This is a genomic window from Streptomyces changanensis (genome assembly GCF_024600715.1).
Lineage (GTDB): Bacteria > Actinomycetota > Actinomycetes > Streptomycetales > Streptomycetaceae > Streptomyces > Streptomyces changanensis.
In genome coordinates this window covers 2,754,288-2,769,056 of record NZ_CP102332.1, presented here as the reverse complement: position 1 = coordinate 2,769,056, position 14,769 = coordinate 2,754,288, and the positions used below count along the sequence as shown (strand labels likewise).

The window sequence follows — 14,769 nt, the reverse complement described above, 5'->3', positions numbered from 1 at the left end:
ATGGGCGCCGGCCGCGCCCACTCGCTCTACCGGCCCGCCCGCTCCCCCGTCCACGACCTGCCGCCGCACACCAAGCTCGTCGCCGTCCTGGCCTTCGTGGTGACCGTCGTGTCGACCCCGCGCGAGGCGGTGTGGGCGTTCGGCGCGTACGCGCTGCTCCTCGCCGCCGTCGCCGGCGCGGCCCGGGTCCCCGCGGCCCACCTGCTCAAGCGGCTCGTCATCGAGGTGCCCTTCGTCGCCTTCGCCTTCCTCCTGCCGTTCGTCGTGCCGGGGGAGCGCACCACGCTGCTCGGCGTCGCCGTCTCCATGCCCGGCCTGTGGGACGCGTGGAACGTCCTCGCCAAGGGCACGCTCGGCGTCGCCGCCTCGGTGCTGCTGGCCGCCACGACGGAACTGCGCGACCTGCTCCTCGGCCTCCAGCGGCTGCGCCTGCCCGCGCTGCTCGTGCAGATCGCCACCTTCATGGTCCGGTACGGGGACGTCGTCGCCGACGAGATGCGCCGCATGTCGATCGCCCGCCGCTCGCGCGGCTTCGAGGCGCGGGGCGTACGCCACTGGGGGGTGCTCGCCACGTCGGCCGGCGCCCTCTTCATCCGCTCCTACGAACGCGGCGAACGCGTCCACCTCGCCATGGTCAGCCGCGGCTACACCGGCACGATGCCCGTGATCGACGAGGTCACCGCGACCCGCGCCCAGTGGCTGCGCGCGATGGCGCTCCCGCTGTCGGCGCTCGTGGTCTGTCTGCTGGGATGGACGCCATGACCCCGCCCCCGCCGCCCCCGCCGTCCCCGCCCCCCTCCCTGGGTTTCGTGCCGTCGCTCGACGTCCGGGGCCTCGCCTACGCCTACCCCGACGGCCACCAGGCGCTGTTCGGCGTCGACCTGACCGTCGAACGCGGCGAGCGGGTCGCCCTGCTCGGCCCGAACGGCGCCGGCAAGACCACCCTCGCCCTGCACCTCAACGGCATCCTCACCGCCGGCGCGGGCACCGTCCGCGTGGCCGGGCTGCCCGTCGAGCCGGCGAACCTCGCGGAGATCCGCCGCCGCGTCGGCATCGTCTTCCAGGACCCCGACGACCAGCTGTTCATGCCGACCGTCCGCGAGGACGTGGCCTTCGGCCCGGCGGCCGCGGGCGTACGCGGCGCGGAGCTGGAGGAGGCCGTACGGCGGGCGCTGCGCCGGGTCGGCATGGCCGAGTACGCCGACCGGCCCCCGCACCACCTCTCCTTCGGCCAGCGGCGCCGGGCGGCGGTCGCCACCGTCCTCGTGATGGAGCCGGAGATCCTCGTCCTGGACGAGCCGTCGTCCAACCTCGACCCGGCGTCCCGCCGCGAGCTCGCCGACGTCATCCGCTCCCTGGACGTCACGGTCCTGATGGTCACGCACGACCTGCCGTACGCGCTGGAACTGTGCCCCCGCTCGGTGATCCTCAGCGACGGCGTCGTCGCCGCGGACGCCCCCACGGGCGACCTCCTCGCCGACGAGGAGCTCATGCGCCGCCACCGTCTGGAGCTGCCGTTCGGGTTCGACCCGACCGCGAGGCCGACCCGGAATCCGCGCGCGCACCGAGCCGTTGCACCATGGGGTGAGCGACCGACCCCGAGGGAGAGCTGAGCAGTGGACGTCCAGGGCACGGTGGACCCCGGTTTCGAGCCGGTGAGGGACGCGTTCACGCGCAACTTCGACCAGCGGGGCGAGCGCGGGGCAGCCGTCGCGGTGTACCGGGACGGCCGCAAGGTCGTCGACCTGTGGGCCGGCACCCGGGACGTCGACGGCACGGCCCCCTGGGCGGTCGACACCGCGCAGGTCGTCCGCTCGGTCACCAAGGGCGTCGCCGCGGCCGTCCCCCTGCTGCTGCACCAGCGCGGGCAGCTCGACCTGGACGCGCCCGTCGGCACGTACTGGCCCGAGTACAAGGCGGCGGGCAAGGAACGCACGCTGGTCCGCCACCTCCTCGCGCACCGCGCCGGCGTCCCCGTCCTCGACGCGCCCCTGCCGCCCGCCGACGCGCTGGACGTCGGCCGGGACTTCGAACGGGCCGCCGCCGCCGTCGCCGCCCAGGCCCCCGCGTGGGAGCCGGGCACCGACCACGGCTACCACGCCCACACGTACAGCTGGCTCCTCGCGGCGCTCGTACGGCGCGTCACCGGCCGCCCCATCGGCCGCTGGGTCGCCGAGGAGGTGGCCCGCCCCCTCGGCCTCGACCTGTGGCTGGGCCTCCCGCAGGACGAGGCGCACCGCGTCGGCCGCGTCGGCCGGCTCGCCGAACCCCCGGCGTCCGCCACCGGCGGTCTGGTCCTGCGCCCGAAGCGGGCGGTGGCCGAGGCGTACGGGGACGAGCGGTCCCTGACCCGGCGCGCGTTCGCCGTCATCGACCCCGTACCCGACGAGAACGACCCCGCGTACCGCGCCGCCGGCCTGCCCGGCTCCGGCGGCATCGCCACGGCCCGCGCCCTCGCCCGCTTCTACGCCTCCCTCATCGGCCCCGTCGACGGCCACCGCCTCTTCGCCCCCGCGACCCTCGCCGTCGCCCGCACCGAGGAGTCCGCCGGCCCCGACCGCGTCCTGGTGGTCGGCACCCGCTTCGGCCTCGGCTACATGCTGCACGGCCCCGCGTCCCCGCTGCTCGGCCCCGGCTCCTTCGGCCACCCGGGCCGCGGCGGCTCCCTCGCCTTCGCCGACCCGGAGTCGGGCGTCGCCCTGGGCTACGTCACCAACGGCATGCGCAAGGGCGTCACCGCCGACCCCCGGGCCCAGGCCCTGATCCGCGCGGTACGCCGCTCGTTGGGTTAGCTCCCAGCCACACCCTCCCGTGCCCACGACACCGCCGGGGCGCGCTCCGTGAGACCGACTCAGCGGACGTCCAACGCCCGGCGGGCCTCGTGGATGACGCGCTGTGCCTCGCCGCCGAAGACCGCCGACTCCCGCAGGGTGCGCCAGACCCGCGTATGCGTCCGGACGCTGTCCTCGTCGTCCAGCCACAGCTCGGCGTGCCACGTCTCGACGACCACCTGCCTGTCGTCGTAGATCCAGAACCCCACACCGGGCGGGATCTTCAACGCGGCACCGAACGGCACGACGCCGAGTTCCACGGTGTCGAGCCCGATCACACCACTGAGACGGTCGAGTTGTGCCGCCAGGACGGACGGCGGGCAGATCCGGGCGTGGAGGACACCTTCCCAGAGAAGGACGTGGTACCGCCTGCGCGCGTCGTACAGGCCCTCCTGCCGCTTCATGCGGCTGCGGACCGCCTCCTCGACGTCCCGCTGCGAGCGGTGGAGTTCGGCGAAGCGGGATAGGACGGATCGGGCGTAGTCGGGTGTCTGGAGTACTCCCACGACCCACGAGGACTCCCACGCGCGCAGTACCGAGGCGTCGGCGTGGGCCTGGTTGTGAGCCTCCTGCACGGGGCGGTGCCCGGCGGCCAGTTGCCGGCGCCACGACCGCTGGTGGGACTCGAGCCCGCTGAGCCGCGCGCGGAGCTCCTCCAGCGCGTCGGGTGCTCCGACGGCCTCGCACCAGGCACGCAGGTCCTCGGGCGACGCGGTCTGGCGGCCGTTCTCCAGTTTGTAGACCTTGGAGTGGGGCCAGCCCAGCCGCCCCGCGAGGACGGTACCGGTGAGCCGACCATGGGGACCGGCCTCGCGCAGCTCCTTGAGTCTCGCTCCGAGGGCCCTGCGCGCCTGCTGGAAGTCGGTGCTCACCGGTACACGGTAACCCCCTAGCCGAGCGCCGCGACCTCCGCGGCGAACGCCTCGCGCCGTACGGCGTAGTGCCAGGCTCGGTCCCGGAGTTGGGCGTAGCGGACGACCTCCGCCGGCTCGGTGATCAGCTCCACGTCGACCAGGTCGTCGTCATCGTCGAAGCGGAGCAGCGCGACCAGACGGGAGTCGAAGATCCAGAAATCCTCGGCGGGCAGGTCGAGGCGGTCGGCCTCGTCCCGCCACATGTTGCGGATGTCCTCCCCGATCGCCGTGTTCTTCTCCGCGTGAGCGAGGAGGTAGCGCTGCCCGGGCGTCGGGGGCCGGTCGACCACGCGCACCCGGCCGACCGTCGCCCCACCCGAGGTCTTCTCCCGGATGGTGTTCGCCCACCGACTGTTGAGGTCCCAGGACGGTGCTTCTCCCCGGATGAACTGGGCGTAGGTGTCCGTGGCCTCGTCCGACGCGAACCGCCGCCGCGTCTCCAGCCGCCACGCCGTGTGCTCGAACACCTCGAAGAGCTTGCCGAACGCTTCGAGGTCGATGATGCGGGGCACGCGGGTCACTTCCTTGGGTCCGAAGTCCACGAGCAGTTCACGGGGGACGACGATCGGCACCTCCCCCGGTGACAGGTGCCGCAGCTGGGCGATGTTCTCGGGGTCGGTCAGGGGCGGGCCATGGACGATGATCTCCCCGGTGTCCTGGTCCTCGTGGATGCTGGGGCACCCACCCTCCCCGCTACCAGTGCCGTTGAAGCGTAAACGCCGTGCCATGAAGGACTCCTCCGGTGGGTTCGACTGATCGTCAGGGTGTCGGAAGCGGGGCACCGGACGGTACCTGTTCACCCAGAACAGAAGAGACCATCGACGCTCATCGTCCCGTGTGCTGAGAACATGCGAGAACATCGCGTGGCTCAGTCCAAGCCCCTCTGCCTAGCGTCGCCTTCATGCGAAAGACGACCTCCCCGGGCACATCGGCCGCCCGCCCCTCGCTGTCCGTACCCGAACCGGTCGGTGTGCCGGGTGGTCGCGCCGTGGGGGCCCGGCCCGAGGCGGGGGCGCCCCCGTTGCTCACCCTGCGGGTGTCGCGGGACGGGGGCCGCACCTGGTCCGCGCCGCGCGTCTACCGGGCCACGGACCGCCTGCCCCCGCTGATGTCGGGCGTCTGGCCGCCCTGCCGCTGCCCGCGCTGCGCGCCCGCCGCGGGCTGAGCGCGCCGGGTTCGCGCGGCGTGCCGGCTGGTCTGCGCCGGTCGGAGCGCGCGGGGCCCGCCCGGTCCCGCCACCGCAGAGGCCACTCGCGGCCGCACGCGGCCGCCTCCGCCTGCCGGACGGCAGGGCCGCACGCCGTGCCCGAGCGGCCTTGGGTGACCCGGGTCGGTGCTCCGGGCGGGCGGGAGGCGGGCCGGGGGCCTGATCACGGGGCACGGCGGCGGGGTTTCAGGCGGCCAGGCGCTCGCCGAGGGCGTCGAGGTCCGGGACGAACCACGTCTGCGTGCCGCGGTCGCACTCGCGGACGAAGTCGCGCAGCGCGTCGCTCGCCGCCGTGTGCGCGGAGACGTCACCCAGGACGACGAGCCCCATGCGGTAGTTGGCGAACTTGCCGACGATGTCGCCGAGGACGCCCGTGCGCAGGTGGAAGAACCTCCCGTCGAAGCGTTCGACGGGAACGACGACCCACCGGGCGCCGTGGTAGCCGGCGTCGCCGATCAGGTCCAGGGCGTCCTGCTCGGTCGCGACGGGGGCGCCCTGTGCCGGGCACACCCACACCGGGACGCCGTGGATCGTCTGGAGGGCGGGGGTCGGGGTGGTGGTCATGGTCGCGAGGCTAGCCGCGTATGGCCGGGGAGTTCGAGGTGTTTTCGGTGCCCCGCCGCCGGGTGGGGCCGCTCACACCCCGTGCAGCATCAGGGCGATGCCCATGGCCATCAGCCCCGCGGCGGCGACGCGCGGCGCGCCGAAGCGCTCCTTGAACACCACCGCGCCCACGATCACGGTGTCATACCCGGCTCATACAGTGATTGACATGGCCCGACCAAGCTAGAAGGGCCGTCGTCACACCGGGCGAGCCCGCAGCGATCTACTGCCGCATCCTCCACACCAGGGACGAAGACCAGACCGGCGTCGACCGGCAGGAACGCATCTGGCACGGACAGCGGCCGGTACGCCTACTATCGGTGCACCCGCTCAACGACCAGGTACGCGATGCTCTGGCCCGCCTGGACGGCGATGAGTAGCGCCCTACCAGGGACGCCAATCCCGCGGGACAGCGTCGTCATGAAGGGCCGCCATGCGCCGGCGATACTCGGCAGCTGTCTTCTCGTCCTCCCGGATGTTTTGCATGAGACACGTCATGCCGAACTCTTGAAGACCGCGCATCGTCTCGTATCCGGGCCAGTCGTACAGGTCCCGTCGTACGCGCTCACGAAGCCGGCGTATTGCTTGTCGCTCTGCCACCCCAGGCTGTGATGCTCAGCAGCCGTGACCATCAGATCCCACTCAGGATGGTCGTGGCAGAACGCCTCGAAGTCGATGAGGATCATTTGTCTGCGGTCGTCCACCATGAGGTTATGCACGTGGGCATCCCCGTGGACCGGTCCCTTTTTGAACCGAAGCTCGGCGTAGCGATCTTGAAGCTCACCCCACCGTTTTCGCAGGGACGCCCGGTCATCCTCTGGACTCTGCGCACGGTCGATCCGCAGTTCCTGCTTTTCGAAGGGCTGAAACCAAGGCAGCTCAAGACCGGCCCGTGAGCGTGTGGGGGTCACGCAGCACCGCCCCCAGTTCCCCGTAGGAAGCTTTCCGATCACCCTCCACGATCCGGTGCCAGAACGTCACCGGATGCCCGTCGATCAGCAGGGGCTGTTCGACATCCTCCACGATGCGTGCCGCACAGACCCCCAGCTCTTCCAACACCGGGCAACTGCAACTTCCTTCTGCGCCGTTGGCAGTCACTCCCGCCCCGGGCCACGCGGACGGTCACCGGTGCCTCAGTCAGCCGGAACAGCACGTTCTCACCAAGTCGGATCAACGCAGCGCCTCTGTCGTTGAGCCCCACTGCCCGGCACGCGGCAACCATCCCCCGCGCAACCGTCGCTGACGTGAACCCCTCATATGATGAAGCAGCGTCAACCGCCAAGCCCGTACCAGCTCCCCTAGTCGCGCGATCAATCGGGAGTGCGTCACGGCTGACGCTACCCACCTACGAGCGGGCAAGGCCCGGCAACCACTGGAGGCCGCTTCGCGATTACTCACCTATCGCGGAGAGTTACGGGGCCTGAAGGTACGCAAGCGATCGAAGTTCTCTAGGTCCATGAGATCGTCTGCTCCTCCTCGTGAGCCTCTCCAGCCTCGTTCCACCGGTGAACCACAGTCCCCTGCAAGGCGACCCCTAGCCCCGTTGCGGATACTGGAAAATCAACGTGCGAGCGAGGGAGGATGCTCGATGCCGTCATGTCTCCGAATGCGATCGGAGCCTCTCCTTCCGCAGCAGAGCGAAGCTCCAGCTCTACATCTTCTGCGACCGTGGCGCCCAGATTCTCCACGCGGAGACGTTCTCTTACTGACTTCAACTTAACTCGCCCGCGATTATCGGTCACCGGCTCTCGATCGTAGAGATAAGTGGACCGCAAGATTACTCCCGAAACCGAGGCAGGAGCCTCAGCATCATCGTTACCCAGATCACTCAAATCGTAGGCGTCACGTTCTAGGCATCTACGCACTTTGGTGACGAGATCGTCTGGGGAGACATAGCTTCCCGTCAGGCCATTCTCCTGCATTTCCAATCGGAATGCGTTTAGCGCTCTGAGCTGATCAGGATCATGGTCGCGCGGCACAGAACCGTCGGAGAAGAAGACATGAACCGCTGCACCACGTTCACGAGCCCGGAGAATTTCCTCTGCTGTGCCAGAGGCTGCACGAACGGTCGCCTTACCAAGCCGACTATTGAATACCGCGATTACAATGTCCGCCGCATCGGCGAATTGCTCATTGATCTCTTGCTGAGCATCCTTACGCCCTATCATCGGAACAGCGCCCAATTCCCACCGCAATGGCAGCATGTGAACTTTGCGTCGCAGCGTGTGATCACTGTTCCAACTACGAATTACGTCCTCAACGATGTCACGCTCGGAGACCGTGTCACCCGGAGACGCGATCAAAACGCTCAATGTGATTGTTCGCAGAGCCATGAACACAGAGTAAGGGCAGGCACTGACAGCAGGGGGCGCATCACCGAGAAGGTGGGCAATCGCGCTACCGACCAGGCCACACTGTCGCTACACGCAGGGAGGGGCTCGCACCTCCAGAGGACTCCCTTCCACCACATGTGAGCCATTTATCCGATTCGCCCACTAAGTGCGTCACTAGCCTGCTGGCCCCTTCGAACGATCTAAGTTGTGCCCAAACAGCCGCACCTCACCGCGAGTGTGTGCTAAGCCTGATGACATGGCTGACTACGAACTGGCTCACCCCCTATACCTCGACGTGCAGATGATGGTTAGTTTCCTTGCTTACCTCGAAGGAGGGGTGCACCTCTCCAGCGAGCAGACGGTCCAGAAGGAAAAGCTTCGGGCGGGAAAGCCAAACCGCGAGGGTGAGATGAAGCTACCTTCCTTGGGGGCGCTTCTGGGATTGGAATCCTCTCTTAGCGCGGAAAGCGGCCACCCTGTTGCCGAAACTGCTGAGACCAGAGTGGCACGTCACCACACCGCAGCCAGCCTGTTCAACGGGCTATATGCTTTCCTCCACCAGGACGATGCGATCCTGGCGCTCGAGAACCGAGACCAGTTGGCTGCTGTTACGCCCGGCACTTTCGTAAAACTCTCAGGCCGGTACACGGGTAATCCCCTGGAAGAGATGCTGGCCATCTTCACTCAGGCGATGTCGTACATGGGAGACATTTCTCAAAGCGTTGAGGATAAGCGCTCCCAGAAATCTATGAACCGAAGGTCAGGGAACCCGCAAAATCGCGAGCAAGCAGGCCAAAGTGAAGAGCACCCATACGCCGAGATGGCAGAGCAGTTCCGACAGTTCGAACAGAGTATCGAGATGAGGTTTATGAGGAAGATGAAGGAGGAGTTGGAGTCGTCGCCCATTCATGACGTTGTTCTTGAAACAGCATCAGGAGTTAGGGCGGTTCTGACTGTGTCGTCAGAATACTACGACGCCGCCGTTGCGGAAAAACTCAGCTCGGGGGACTTCATCGTCTTGGGCAAGGTCACCCGCGTGGTACGTGAGGGCGAGTCTATTAATCTTTCGCGTCGGACTGTCGTGGGGAAAATGGAAGACATGTCAGGTTCTGTGACCGACGCTATGACCAATATCCCGGGATTCAACTTGCAGTCCAATGAACCGTTCGTGAGGTACCCGGCGGTTCAAATTTTGCCGATGGCCATCTTTGTGTAAATTCGGCTAGTCCAGCTCAACAGAAATCGGGGTAATCGCTGGTGGCGGCGGCGCCGACCTCACCGCCGCTACGGTCAAAGCGTTCTGAGGAACCTCTCCACATCCACCAAGTTCACAGCATGGCGGTCTTTGGGGTGTACCACGATAGTCAATTTCCGAGATACTATCTCCTCGCGCGATGAGGCAACGAATGAGAGGGCGATCATTTTTATCAGACTTGTTCGATCTAGTGACCCCACTCGCGCTAACTCTGAGCCTATTACAGGAATGGCTACCGGATCAAGTCCGCCATGAATTCGGACTGAGTTCCAAGCCGCCGTGAGGCTCGCCCAGAGCGCATCCACGGAGCAGCTGACTCGCAAGTCATTTCTCATGTATCCGTAGGCTACGGCGTAGAATCGTTTTCCTGAGCGCTCAAGCATAATCGTTGTTCCTATTGGATAGCGATCTCGCTTTCCCATGCGCTTATTCTCGACATCTTCTGACGCGCTCGGTTGAATTCCAGACAGCCGCCTGTCTAGATGAAAATCAAGATCCCCGGTGCAGCCGGTATAGTATTTTTTTTGAAACTGGCCTTGCACGCTGCGAGGACTGATTACGATTCCACCCTCAAGGTCGGTATCAAAGGTGTCCGTGAAGCCGATAATCACGTTCTCTGGCTCATCCAGTACATCTCCACATTTTACTTGGATGGCAAAATCCGGATACCTATATCTGTGATCTGTCTCGAATTTTGGCCAGGTATGCCAGACGCCCACGGTGAGGCAACTGATCGCCAGCAGTATCAAAATCCATATGTCATGTTGGGTCAGGCTTGGCCATACCGCGAGAGCTACCTGAAATGCCGCGCTCAGTATTCCGAATGCGGCCAGCGATGCCGATGCAATAGCACCAACGCCTTGTCGCGTGAGCATGACTTCGCGCGCACCCCGTCGCACACGCACCACCCCCTGCTTTCTCGTTCATCGTTTCTGCGGTGAGCATCCCCAGGAACACGGTCTGAGACTCTCACGCTGGACAGACGACGGGCTCGCGCACAGCGGGAAGGCCTGGGCGATCAAGGGAGGGTGGCCCAGAGGCAACGGGACGCGAATGTACGACGGCGCAGGGTCGCTGAGTTCGGCAGCCTTCATGCCCATGGTCAATGCAGCCTGAACGAAGCTTGACTGACGACTCGCGCAGCGCCGCGACCGGCGCCAGCGGCGCCCGCGTCTGCGCCCACAGCACCAGGCCGTACGAGGCGACGGAGAGGGCCGCGCCCAGCAGCCCGAGGCGCAGGTGCGGCCGGAGCCGGCCGGCGAGCGCGCCGCGGTGGCGGTACAGCGCGTACGCGGGGATGACCGGGCCCTGGACGAGCATCAGCCACGCGATGTAGCCGATCGGGCTGCCCGAGGCGCGGACGCCGACGCCGTCCACGACCGAGTACACGGCGATGGTCAGGCCCGTCGCGCCCGCCGCGAGCAGGGCCCCCCACTGCGGGCGGCGGCCCGCGCGGCGCACGCCCCACAGGGCCAGGCCCAGCAGGCCCGCGCTGGCCACGGCGACCCCCACCAGCCGCTGCCCGTCCGGCACCTCGTGGAGGAACACCGCCGCCAGCCCCGTCACCACCAGCGGCGCCGTGCCGCGGGCGATCGGGTACACCTGGCCGAAGTCGCCGAGCGTGAACGACCGCATGAGCAGGGCCATGTACGCGACGTGGACGGCCGCCGACAGCAGCAGCCAGGGCCAGGCGCCGGCCGCGGGGAACGGGGCGAGGAGCGCCGTGGCCGCGCCGATGACGGCCCCTCCGCCGGAGATGAGGGTGAAGGTCACCAGCTGGTCGCGCAGGTGGTGGGCGAGGGCGTTCCAGGCGGCGTGCCCCACCGCCGCGAGCAGGACGGCCGCCGCGACGAGCGGCGTCACGCGGTGCGCTCCCGCACGCCCGCGCGGCGCGCGCTCCCGGGCGCGGACGGCGTGCGCGGGGCGGGCCGGAGAACCGGGCGAGGGGTGGGCTCCCCGCACGGGACGGTCCGGGACACCGCGTACGGGAGGCCCACCGCCGGACGCCCGGCGGGGCCCGTGCCGTCGCCCGGCCGCCGCGTCCCGGCGGCCGGTGCGCGGGCCGGGGGCCCGGCCGTCACCGGGCGTTCAGGACCGAGGCGACGAGCGGTCCCGCCGCGTCGCCGCCGTGCCCGGCGGCCTGGACCACGGCGGCGGCCGCCAGGTCGTCGGCGTACGCCGCGAACCAGCTGTTGGCGACGCCCTGGTCGTCGACCTCCGCGGAGCCGGTCTTGGCGCCCTTGTCGCCGCCGACCCCGGCCATCGCCGCGGCCGCGGTGCCGCCGGTGGCCGTGGCGCGCATCATGTCGCGCAGCTGCCGGGCGGCCGAGGCGTCCAGGGAGCGGGCGGCGGTGGCGATCTCGCGGTCGTCCAGGGAGCGCGGCACGATGATCGGCTGCCGGAAGGTGCCGGCCTTCGCCGTGGCCGTGACGGAGGCGATGTTCAGGGCGTTCATCTGGACCGTGCCCTGGCCGATGTACTGGGCGGCGGCCTCCCCGCCGGTCTCCGCCGGGACGGAGCCGTCGAAGGTCGGTACGCCCGTCCGCCATTCGAGACCGATGCCGAAGACGTCGCGGGCCTCCTCGCCGAGCGCGGCGTCGTTCGCGGCGTCGTCGATGAGCTTGACGAAGGCGGTGTTGCAGGAGCGGGCGAAGCTGCGCGTGAACGTCCCGCCCTCGATGGAGAAGCCGTCGAGGTTGCGGAACGTGCGGCCCTGGTACATCGCCTCCTTCGGGCACTCGGCGGGCTTGTCGGCGCCCACCAGGCCCTTCTCCAGCAGCAGCGCCGCGGTGACGATCTTCATGGTGGAGCCGGGGGCCTGCCGGCCGAGGAACGCGGCGTTCCAGCCGTCCTTGCGGTTGTTGGCGACCGCCCGTATCTCCCCGGTGCCGGCGCTGACGGCGGCGACCGACGACTCGGGGAACCGCTTCACGGCCTTCTCCGCCGCGGCCTGCACCCCGGCGTCCAGCGTCGTGCGGACCTCGCCCGGCTTGCCCTTCCGCAGGGTGAGGAGGGTGCGGTCCGCCGCGTCGCCCTCGCCGGAGACGACCAGCTCGACGCCGGGCGTGCCACCGGCCTCGGTGCCGTACCGCTTGCGCAGCTCGTCCAGGACGGGCGCCAGCGACGGGTGGCGCTCCACCGTCAGCTCGGCGCCGGAGCGGTCGAGGGCCTTGACGGCGGGCGGTCCGGCGGCGGTGACCTTCAGCGACTCGCCGTCCTTCAGCTGCGGGTGGACCACGGAGGCCCGCCAGTCGACGCGCGGCTCGCCGGTGGTCAGCCCGCGCACCACGGTCAGCCGCGAGGCGTACGTCCACGGGACGCGGACGCCGTCGTACGAGACGACGGCGCTCACCGTGAAGGGCACCGTCGTCCCCGACGGCGTGCCCGCGACGGCCTTCATGCCGCCGACGTGGGTCGCGGTGCGGTACACGCTGAGAGCCGTCTGCGCGCTCGCCGGGTCGTTGGTGAAGCCGGCGGCCTTCGCGGCGTCCCCCGCCGCCCACGCGGTGAGGAAGCCCTCCGCCGCCGCCTTCGTCTCCTCGGCGGTGACCGGCCCGGTCCTGCGCGGCGTCCCGGCGGGGGAGGTGGCGGTGGTCGTCCCGCCGGTCATCCCGTTCCAGACGTTGACCGCCCCGTACCCGACGCCGCCGACCGCGACGACGAAGACGCCGCCGACGATCATCACTTTCGTTCCACTCCGCATCCCGCGGTCTCCCCCTCCGGTGACAACTCTCCTTGAACACGTTCAAGGAGCCCCTGGGGGGACCCTACGTCGCCGTGACGCCCCGCCAGGCGCCTGTTATCCGAACGGAATCAAACGGAAGCGCTCACACCCACGTATCCAGCCACATCCGCGCCCGCCACTCGTCCATGGGGATCGTCTCCCCGGTGAACAGGGGCCAGAAGTAGATGAAGTTCCAGACGATGAGCAGGACGAGCACGCCCGCGCCGATCGCCCCGACCGTGCGCCGCCGCTCGGCCCGGCCGTCCGGGTCCGCGACGCCGTCCGCGCCCGGGGGGCCGGCCGCCGGGCCCACCATCGCGCCGATCATCATCGTGACCGCCAGGCACAGGAAGGGAAGGAACACCACCGCGTAGAACAGGAAGATCGTGCGCTCCTGGTAGAAGAACCACGGCGCCCACCCCGCCGCGATGCCGCACGCGATGGCCCCGGCCCGCCAGTCGCGGCGGTAGAACCAGCGCCACAGCACGTACAGGACCGCCAGACAGCCCGCCCACCACAGCAGCGGCGTGCCGATCGCCAGCACCTCGCGGGCGCACTTCTCCGCCGCGTCGACAGGGCAGCCGTCCTTGCCCTGCGCGGGGGACTCGTAGAAGTACGACACGGGGCGGCCCAGGACGATCCAGCTCCACGGGTTCGACTCGTACGTGTGGCCCGACGTCAGGTTGACGTGGAACGTGTACACCTCGGACTCGTAGTGCCACAGGCTGCGCCACCACTCCGGGAAGAGCCACGACCACGAACTGCCGCGCCCCTCGCCCGTCGTCGCCCAGTTCCGGTAGTAGCCCCGGTCCGACAGGATCCACCCCGTCCACGACGCGACGTACGTGGCGAGCGCGACCGGCACCACCGACACGAACGCCGGCAGCACGTCCCGCGTCAGCACCGCCCGGTACGGGCGGTGCGCCCCGGCCACCCGCCGCGCGCCGACGTCCCACGCCACGGTCAGCAGCCCGAACGCGGCCATGACGTACAGGCCGTTCCACTTCGTCGCCGCCGCCAGGCCCAGCATCACACCGGCCGCCAGCCGCCACGGCCGCAGGCCGAGCCGCAGGGTCGCCGCCACGCGGGCGTCCGGCCGCAGCACCCCGTCCGCGTCGACCGGCAGGGCCTCCGCGAGCCGCCACCGGGTCCGGTCGCGGTCGATCAGCAGGCAGCCGAACGCCGCCAGCACGAAGAACATCAGCACCTGGTCGAGGAGCGCCGTGCGGCTCATCACGAAGTGCAGCCCGTCGACGGCCATCAGTCCGCCCGCCAGGCAGCCGAGGAACGTCGAGCGGAACAGCCGCCGGCCGATCCGGCACAGCATCAGCACCGACAGCGTGCCGCACACCGCGACCATGAACCGCCAGCCGAACGGATCGAAACCGAACATCCACTCGCCGAGCCCGATGACCCACTTGCCCATCGGCGGGTGCACCACGTACCCGGCGTTCAGCGGCACGGCGACGGCGCCCGGGTCCTGCAGGACCGTCGCGTCGACGTCCTTCGGCCACGCCCCCTCGTACCCGCGGTGGATCAGCGACCAGGCGTCCTTGGCGTAGTACGTCTCGTCGAATATCACCGCGTGCGGCGAACCCAGGTTCCAGAACCGCAGCACCCCGGCGACCAGCGCCACCAGCAGCGGCCCGCCCCACGGCGCGAGGCGCAGCAGCCCGTCCACCGCCCCCGGCGGCAGCCCGAGCCCGTGCCACAGCCGCGGCGAGGCGCGCGTGTAGGGCGGCACCAGCCGCTCCCGCAGCCCCGGCCCGGTGCGGGGCGCGTGGCCGAACCGGCGCAGGCGTCGCTCCCACGCGGGCGTCGGCCCTCCCGCGTGCTCCCCGGCGGCGCGCCCACCGGGTCCGTCCTGTCCGTGCAGGGCCTCAGGCGCAAGTCTGGTCACCG

General features: G+C 69.3%; 15 protein-coding genes and 1 pseudogene. 5 read left to right on the top strand and 11 right to left on the bottom strand.

Features of this window, described 5'->3' with window-relative positions:
• The 3 genes from cbiQ to NRO40_RS12230 are packed head-to-tail and all read left to right on the top strand — an operon-like array spanning position 1 to position 2,792.
• Positions 1–762, top strand: a complete 762-nt coding sequence (gene cbiQ, locus NRO40_RS12240) for a cobalt ECF transporter T component CbiQ (RefSeq protein ID WP_058943958.1) — start codon at positions 1–3, stop codon at positions 760–762.
• Entirely contained in the window at positions 759–1,613 is an 855-nt protein-coding gene (locus NRO40_RS12235) for an energy-coupling factor ABC transporter ATP-binding protein (RefSeq protein WP_058943972.1), read from the top strand. Before cbiQ ends, NRO40_RS12235 begins: the two co-directional genes overlap by 4 nt.
• A 3-nt stretch (positions 1,614–1,616) precedes the next feature.
• A complete protein-coding gene (locus NRO40_RS12230; protein ID WP_058943957.1) occupies positions 1,617–2,792 on the top strand; it encodes a serine hydrolase domain-containing protein in 1,176 nt (391 codons plus the stop codon).
• 59 nt (positions 2,793–2,851) lie between these two features.
• Here NRO40_RS12230 and NRO40_RS12225 read toward each other — a convergent pair whose 3' ends face one another.
• Positions 2,852–3,703, bottom strand: coding sequence for a helix-turn-helix domain-containing protein (locus NRO40_RS12225; RefSeq protein ID WP_058943956.1), 852 nt, complete (start codon positions 3,701–3,703; stop codon positions 2,852–2,854).
• A gap of 17 nt (positions 3,704–3,720) precedes the next feature.
• Complete coding sequence (locus NRO40_RS12220; RefSeq protein ID WP_058943955.1) at positions 3,721–4,473, bottom strand: DUF6879 family protein; 753 nt, start codon at positions 4,471–4,473, stop codon at positions 3,721–3,723.
• A 173-nt stretch (positions 4,474–4,646) separates the two neighbouring features.
• On the opposite strand from NRO40_RS12220, the gene NRO40_RS12215 reads away from it, so the two are divergent.
• A complete protein-coding gene (locus NRO40_RS12215) occupies positions 4,647–4,910 on the top strand; it encodes a hypothetical protein (RefSeq protein WP_157901910.1) in 264 nt (87 codons plus the stop codon).
• A 228-nt stretch (positions 4,911–5,138) separates the two neighbouring features.
• Here NRO40_RS12215 and NRO40_RS12210 read toward each other — a convergent pair whose 3' ends face one another.
• From NRO40_RS12210 to NRO40_RS12195, 5 genes and pseudogenes are all read right to left on the bottom strand, one after another.
• A complete protein-coding gene (locus NRO40_RS12210; RefSeq protein ID WP_058943954.1) occupies positions 5,139–5,516 on the bottom strand; it encodes a DUF4180 domain-containing protein in 378 nt (125 codons plus the stop codon).
• Between the two features lie 72 nt (positions 5,517–5,588).
• Positions 5,589–5,687: pseudogene (locus NRO40_RS12205) on the bottom strand (EamA family transporter); the annotation flags it as partial.
• A gap of 362 nt (positions 5,688–6,049) precedes the next feature.
• Positions 6,050–6,466 carry a phosphotransferase family protein gene (locus NRO40_RS30550; protein WP_306674864.1) on the bottom strand — a complete coding sequence of 139 codons (417 nt, stop codon included), beginning with the start codon at positions 6,464–6,466 and terminating at the stop codon, positions 6,050–6,052.
• Positions 6,435–6,614: a hypothetical protein gene (locus tag NRO40_RS30545; protein WP_306674863.1), complete on the bottom strand. Its 180-nt coding sequence runs from the start codon at positions 6,612–6,614 to the stop codon at positions 6,435–6,437. The genes NRO40_RS30550 and NRO40_RS30545 overlap by 32 nt, the downstream gene beginning before the upstream one ends.
• Positions 6,615–7,003: 389 nt before the next feature.
• Entirely contained in the window at positions 7,004–7,888 is an 885-nt protein-coding gene (locus NRO40_RS12195) for a hypothetical protein (protein WP_198549424.1), read from the bottom strand.
• A 256-nt stretch (positions 7,889–8,144) separates the two neighbouring features.
• On the opposite strand from NRO40_RS12195, the gene NRO40_RS12190 reads away from it, so the two are divergent.
• Positions 8,145–9,104 carry a DUF6414 family protein gene (locus NRO40_RS12190; protein WP_058943953.1) on the top strand — a complete coding sequence of 320 codons (960 nt, stop codon included), beginning with the start codon at positions 8,145–8,147 and terminating at the stop codon, positions 9,102–9,104.
• Positions 9,105–9,178: 74 nt separating this feature from the next.
• Here the strand turns inward: NRO40_RS12190 and NRO40_RS12185 are convergent, their stop codons facing one another.
• From NRO40_RS12185 to NRO40_RS12170, 4 genes are all read right to left on the bottom strand, one after another.
• Positions 9,179–10,051, bottom strand: a complete 873-nt coding sequence (locus NRO40_RS12185) for a macro domain-containing protein (RefSeq protein WP_257375407.1) — start codon at positions 10,049–10,051, stop codon at positions 9,179–9,181.
• A 61-nt stretch (positions 10,052–10,112) separates the two neighbouring features.
• On the bottom strand, positions 10,113–11,006 hold the full coding sequence (locus NRO40_RS12180) for a DMT family transporter (RefSeq protein WP_232791182.1): 894 nt from the start codon (positions 11,004–11,006) through the stop codon (positions 10,113–10,115).
• A 214-nt stretch (positions 11,007–11,220) separates the two neighbouring features.
• Complete coding sequence (locus tag NRO40_RS12175; RefSeq protein WP_058943952.1) at positions 11,221–12,846, bottom strand: penicillin-binding transpeptidase domain-containing protein; 1,626 nt, start codon at positions 12,844–12,846, stop codon at positions 11,221–11,223.
• A 124-nt stretch (positions 12,847–12,970) separates the two neighbouring features.
• Positions 12,971–14,767 (bottom strand): dolichyl-phosphate-mannose--protein mannosyltransferase, encoded by a 1,797-nt coding sequence (locus NRO40_RS12170; protein WP_058943951.1) that lies wholly within the window; start codon positions 14,765–14,767, stop codon positions 12,971–12,973.
• Positions 14,768–14,769 lie beyond the last annotated feature (2 nt).

What these genes read in the sequence shown, in the direction of transcription:
- NRO40_RS12195 (WP_198549424.1), bottom strand. Translation starts at nt 7,888, where the DNA reads ATGGCTCTGCGAACAATCACATTGAGCGTTTTGATCGCGTCTCCGGGT.
- NRO40_RS12220 (WP_058943955.1), bottom strand. Translation starts at nt 4,473, where the DNA reads ATGGCACGGCGTTTACGCTTCAACGGCACTGGTAGCGGGGAGGGTGGG.
- NRO40_RS12190 (WP_058943953.1), top strand. Translation starts at nt 8,145, where the DNA reads ATGGCTGACTACGAACTGGCTCACCCCCTATACCTCGACGTGCAGATG.
- NRO40_RS12210 (WP_058943954.1), bottom strand. Translation starts at nt 5,516, where the DNA reads ATGACCACCACCCCGACCCCCGCCCTCCAGACGATCCACGGCGTCCCG.
- NRO40_RS12215 (WP_157901910.1), top strand. Translation starts at nt 4,647, where the DNA reads ATGCGAAAGACGACCTCCCCGGGCACATCGGCCGCCCGCCCCTCGCTG.
- NRO40_RS12175 (WP_058943952.1), bottom strand. Translation starts at nt 12,846, where the DNA reads ATGCGGAGTGGAACGAAAGTGATGATCGTCGGCGGCGTCTTCGTCGTC.
- cbiQ (WP_058943958.1), top strand. Translation starts at nt 1, where the DNA reads ATGGGCGCCGGCCGCGCCCACTCGCTCTACCGGCCCGCCCGCTCCCCC.
- NRO40_RS12235 (WP_058943972.1), top strand. Translation starts at nt 759, where the DNA reads ATGACCCCGCCCCCGCCGCCCCCGCCGTCCCCGCCCCCCTCCCTGGGT.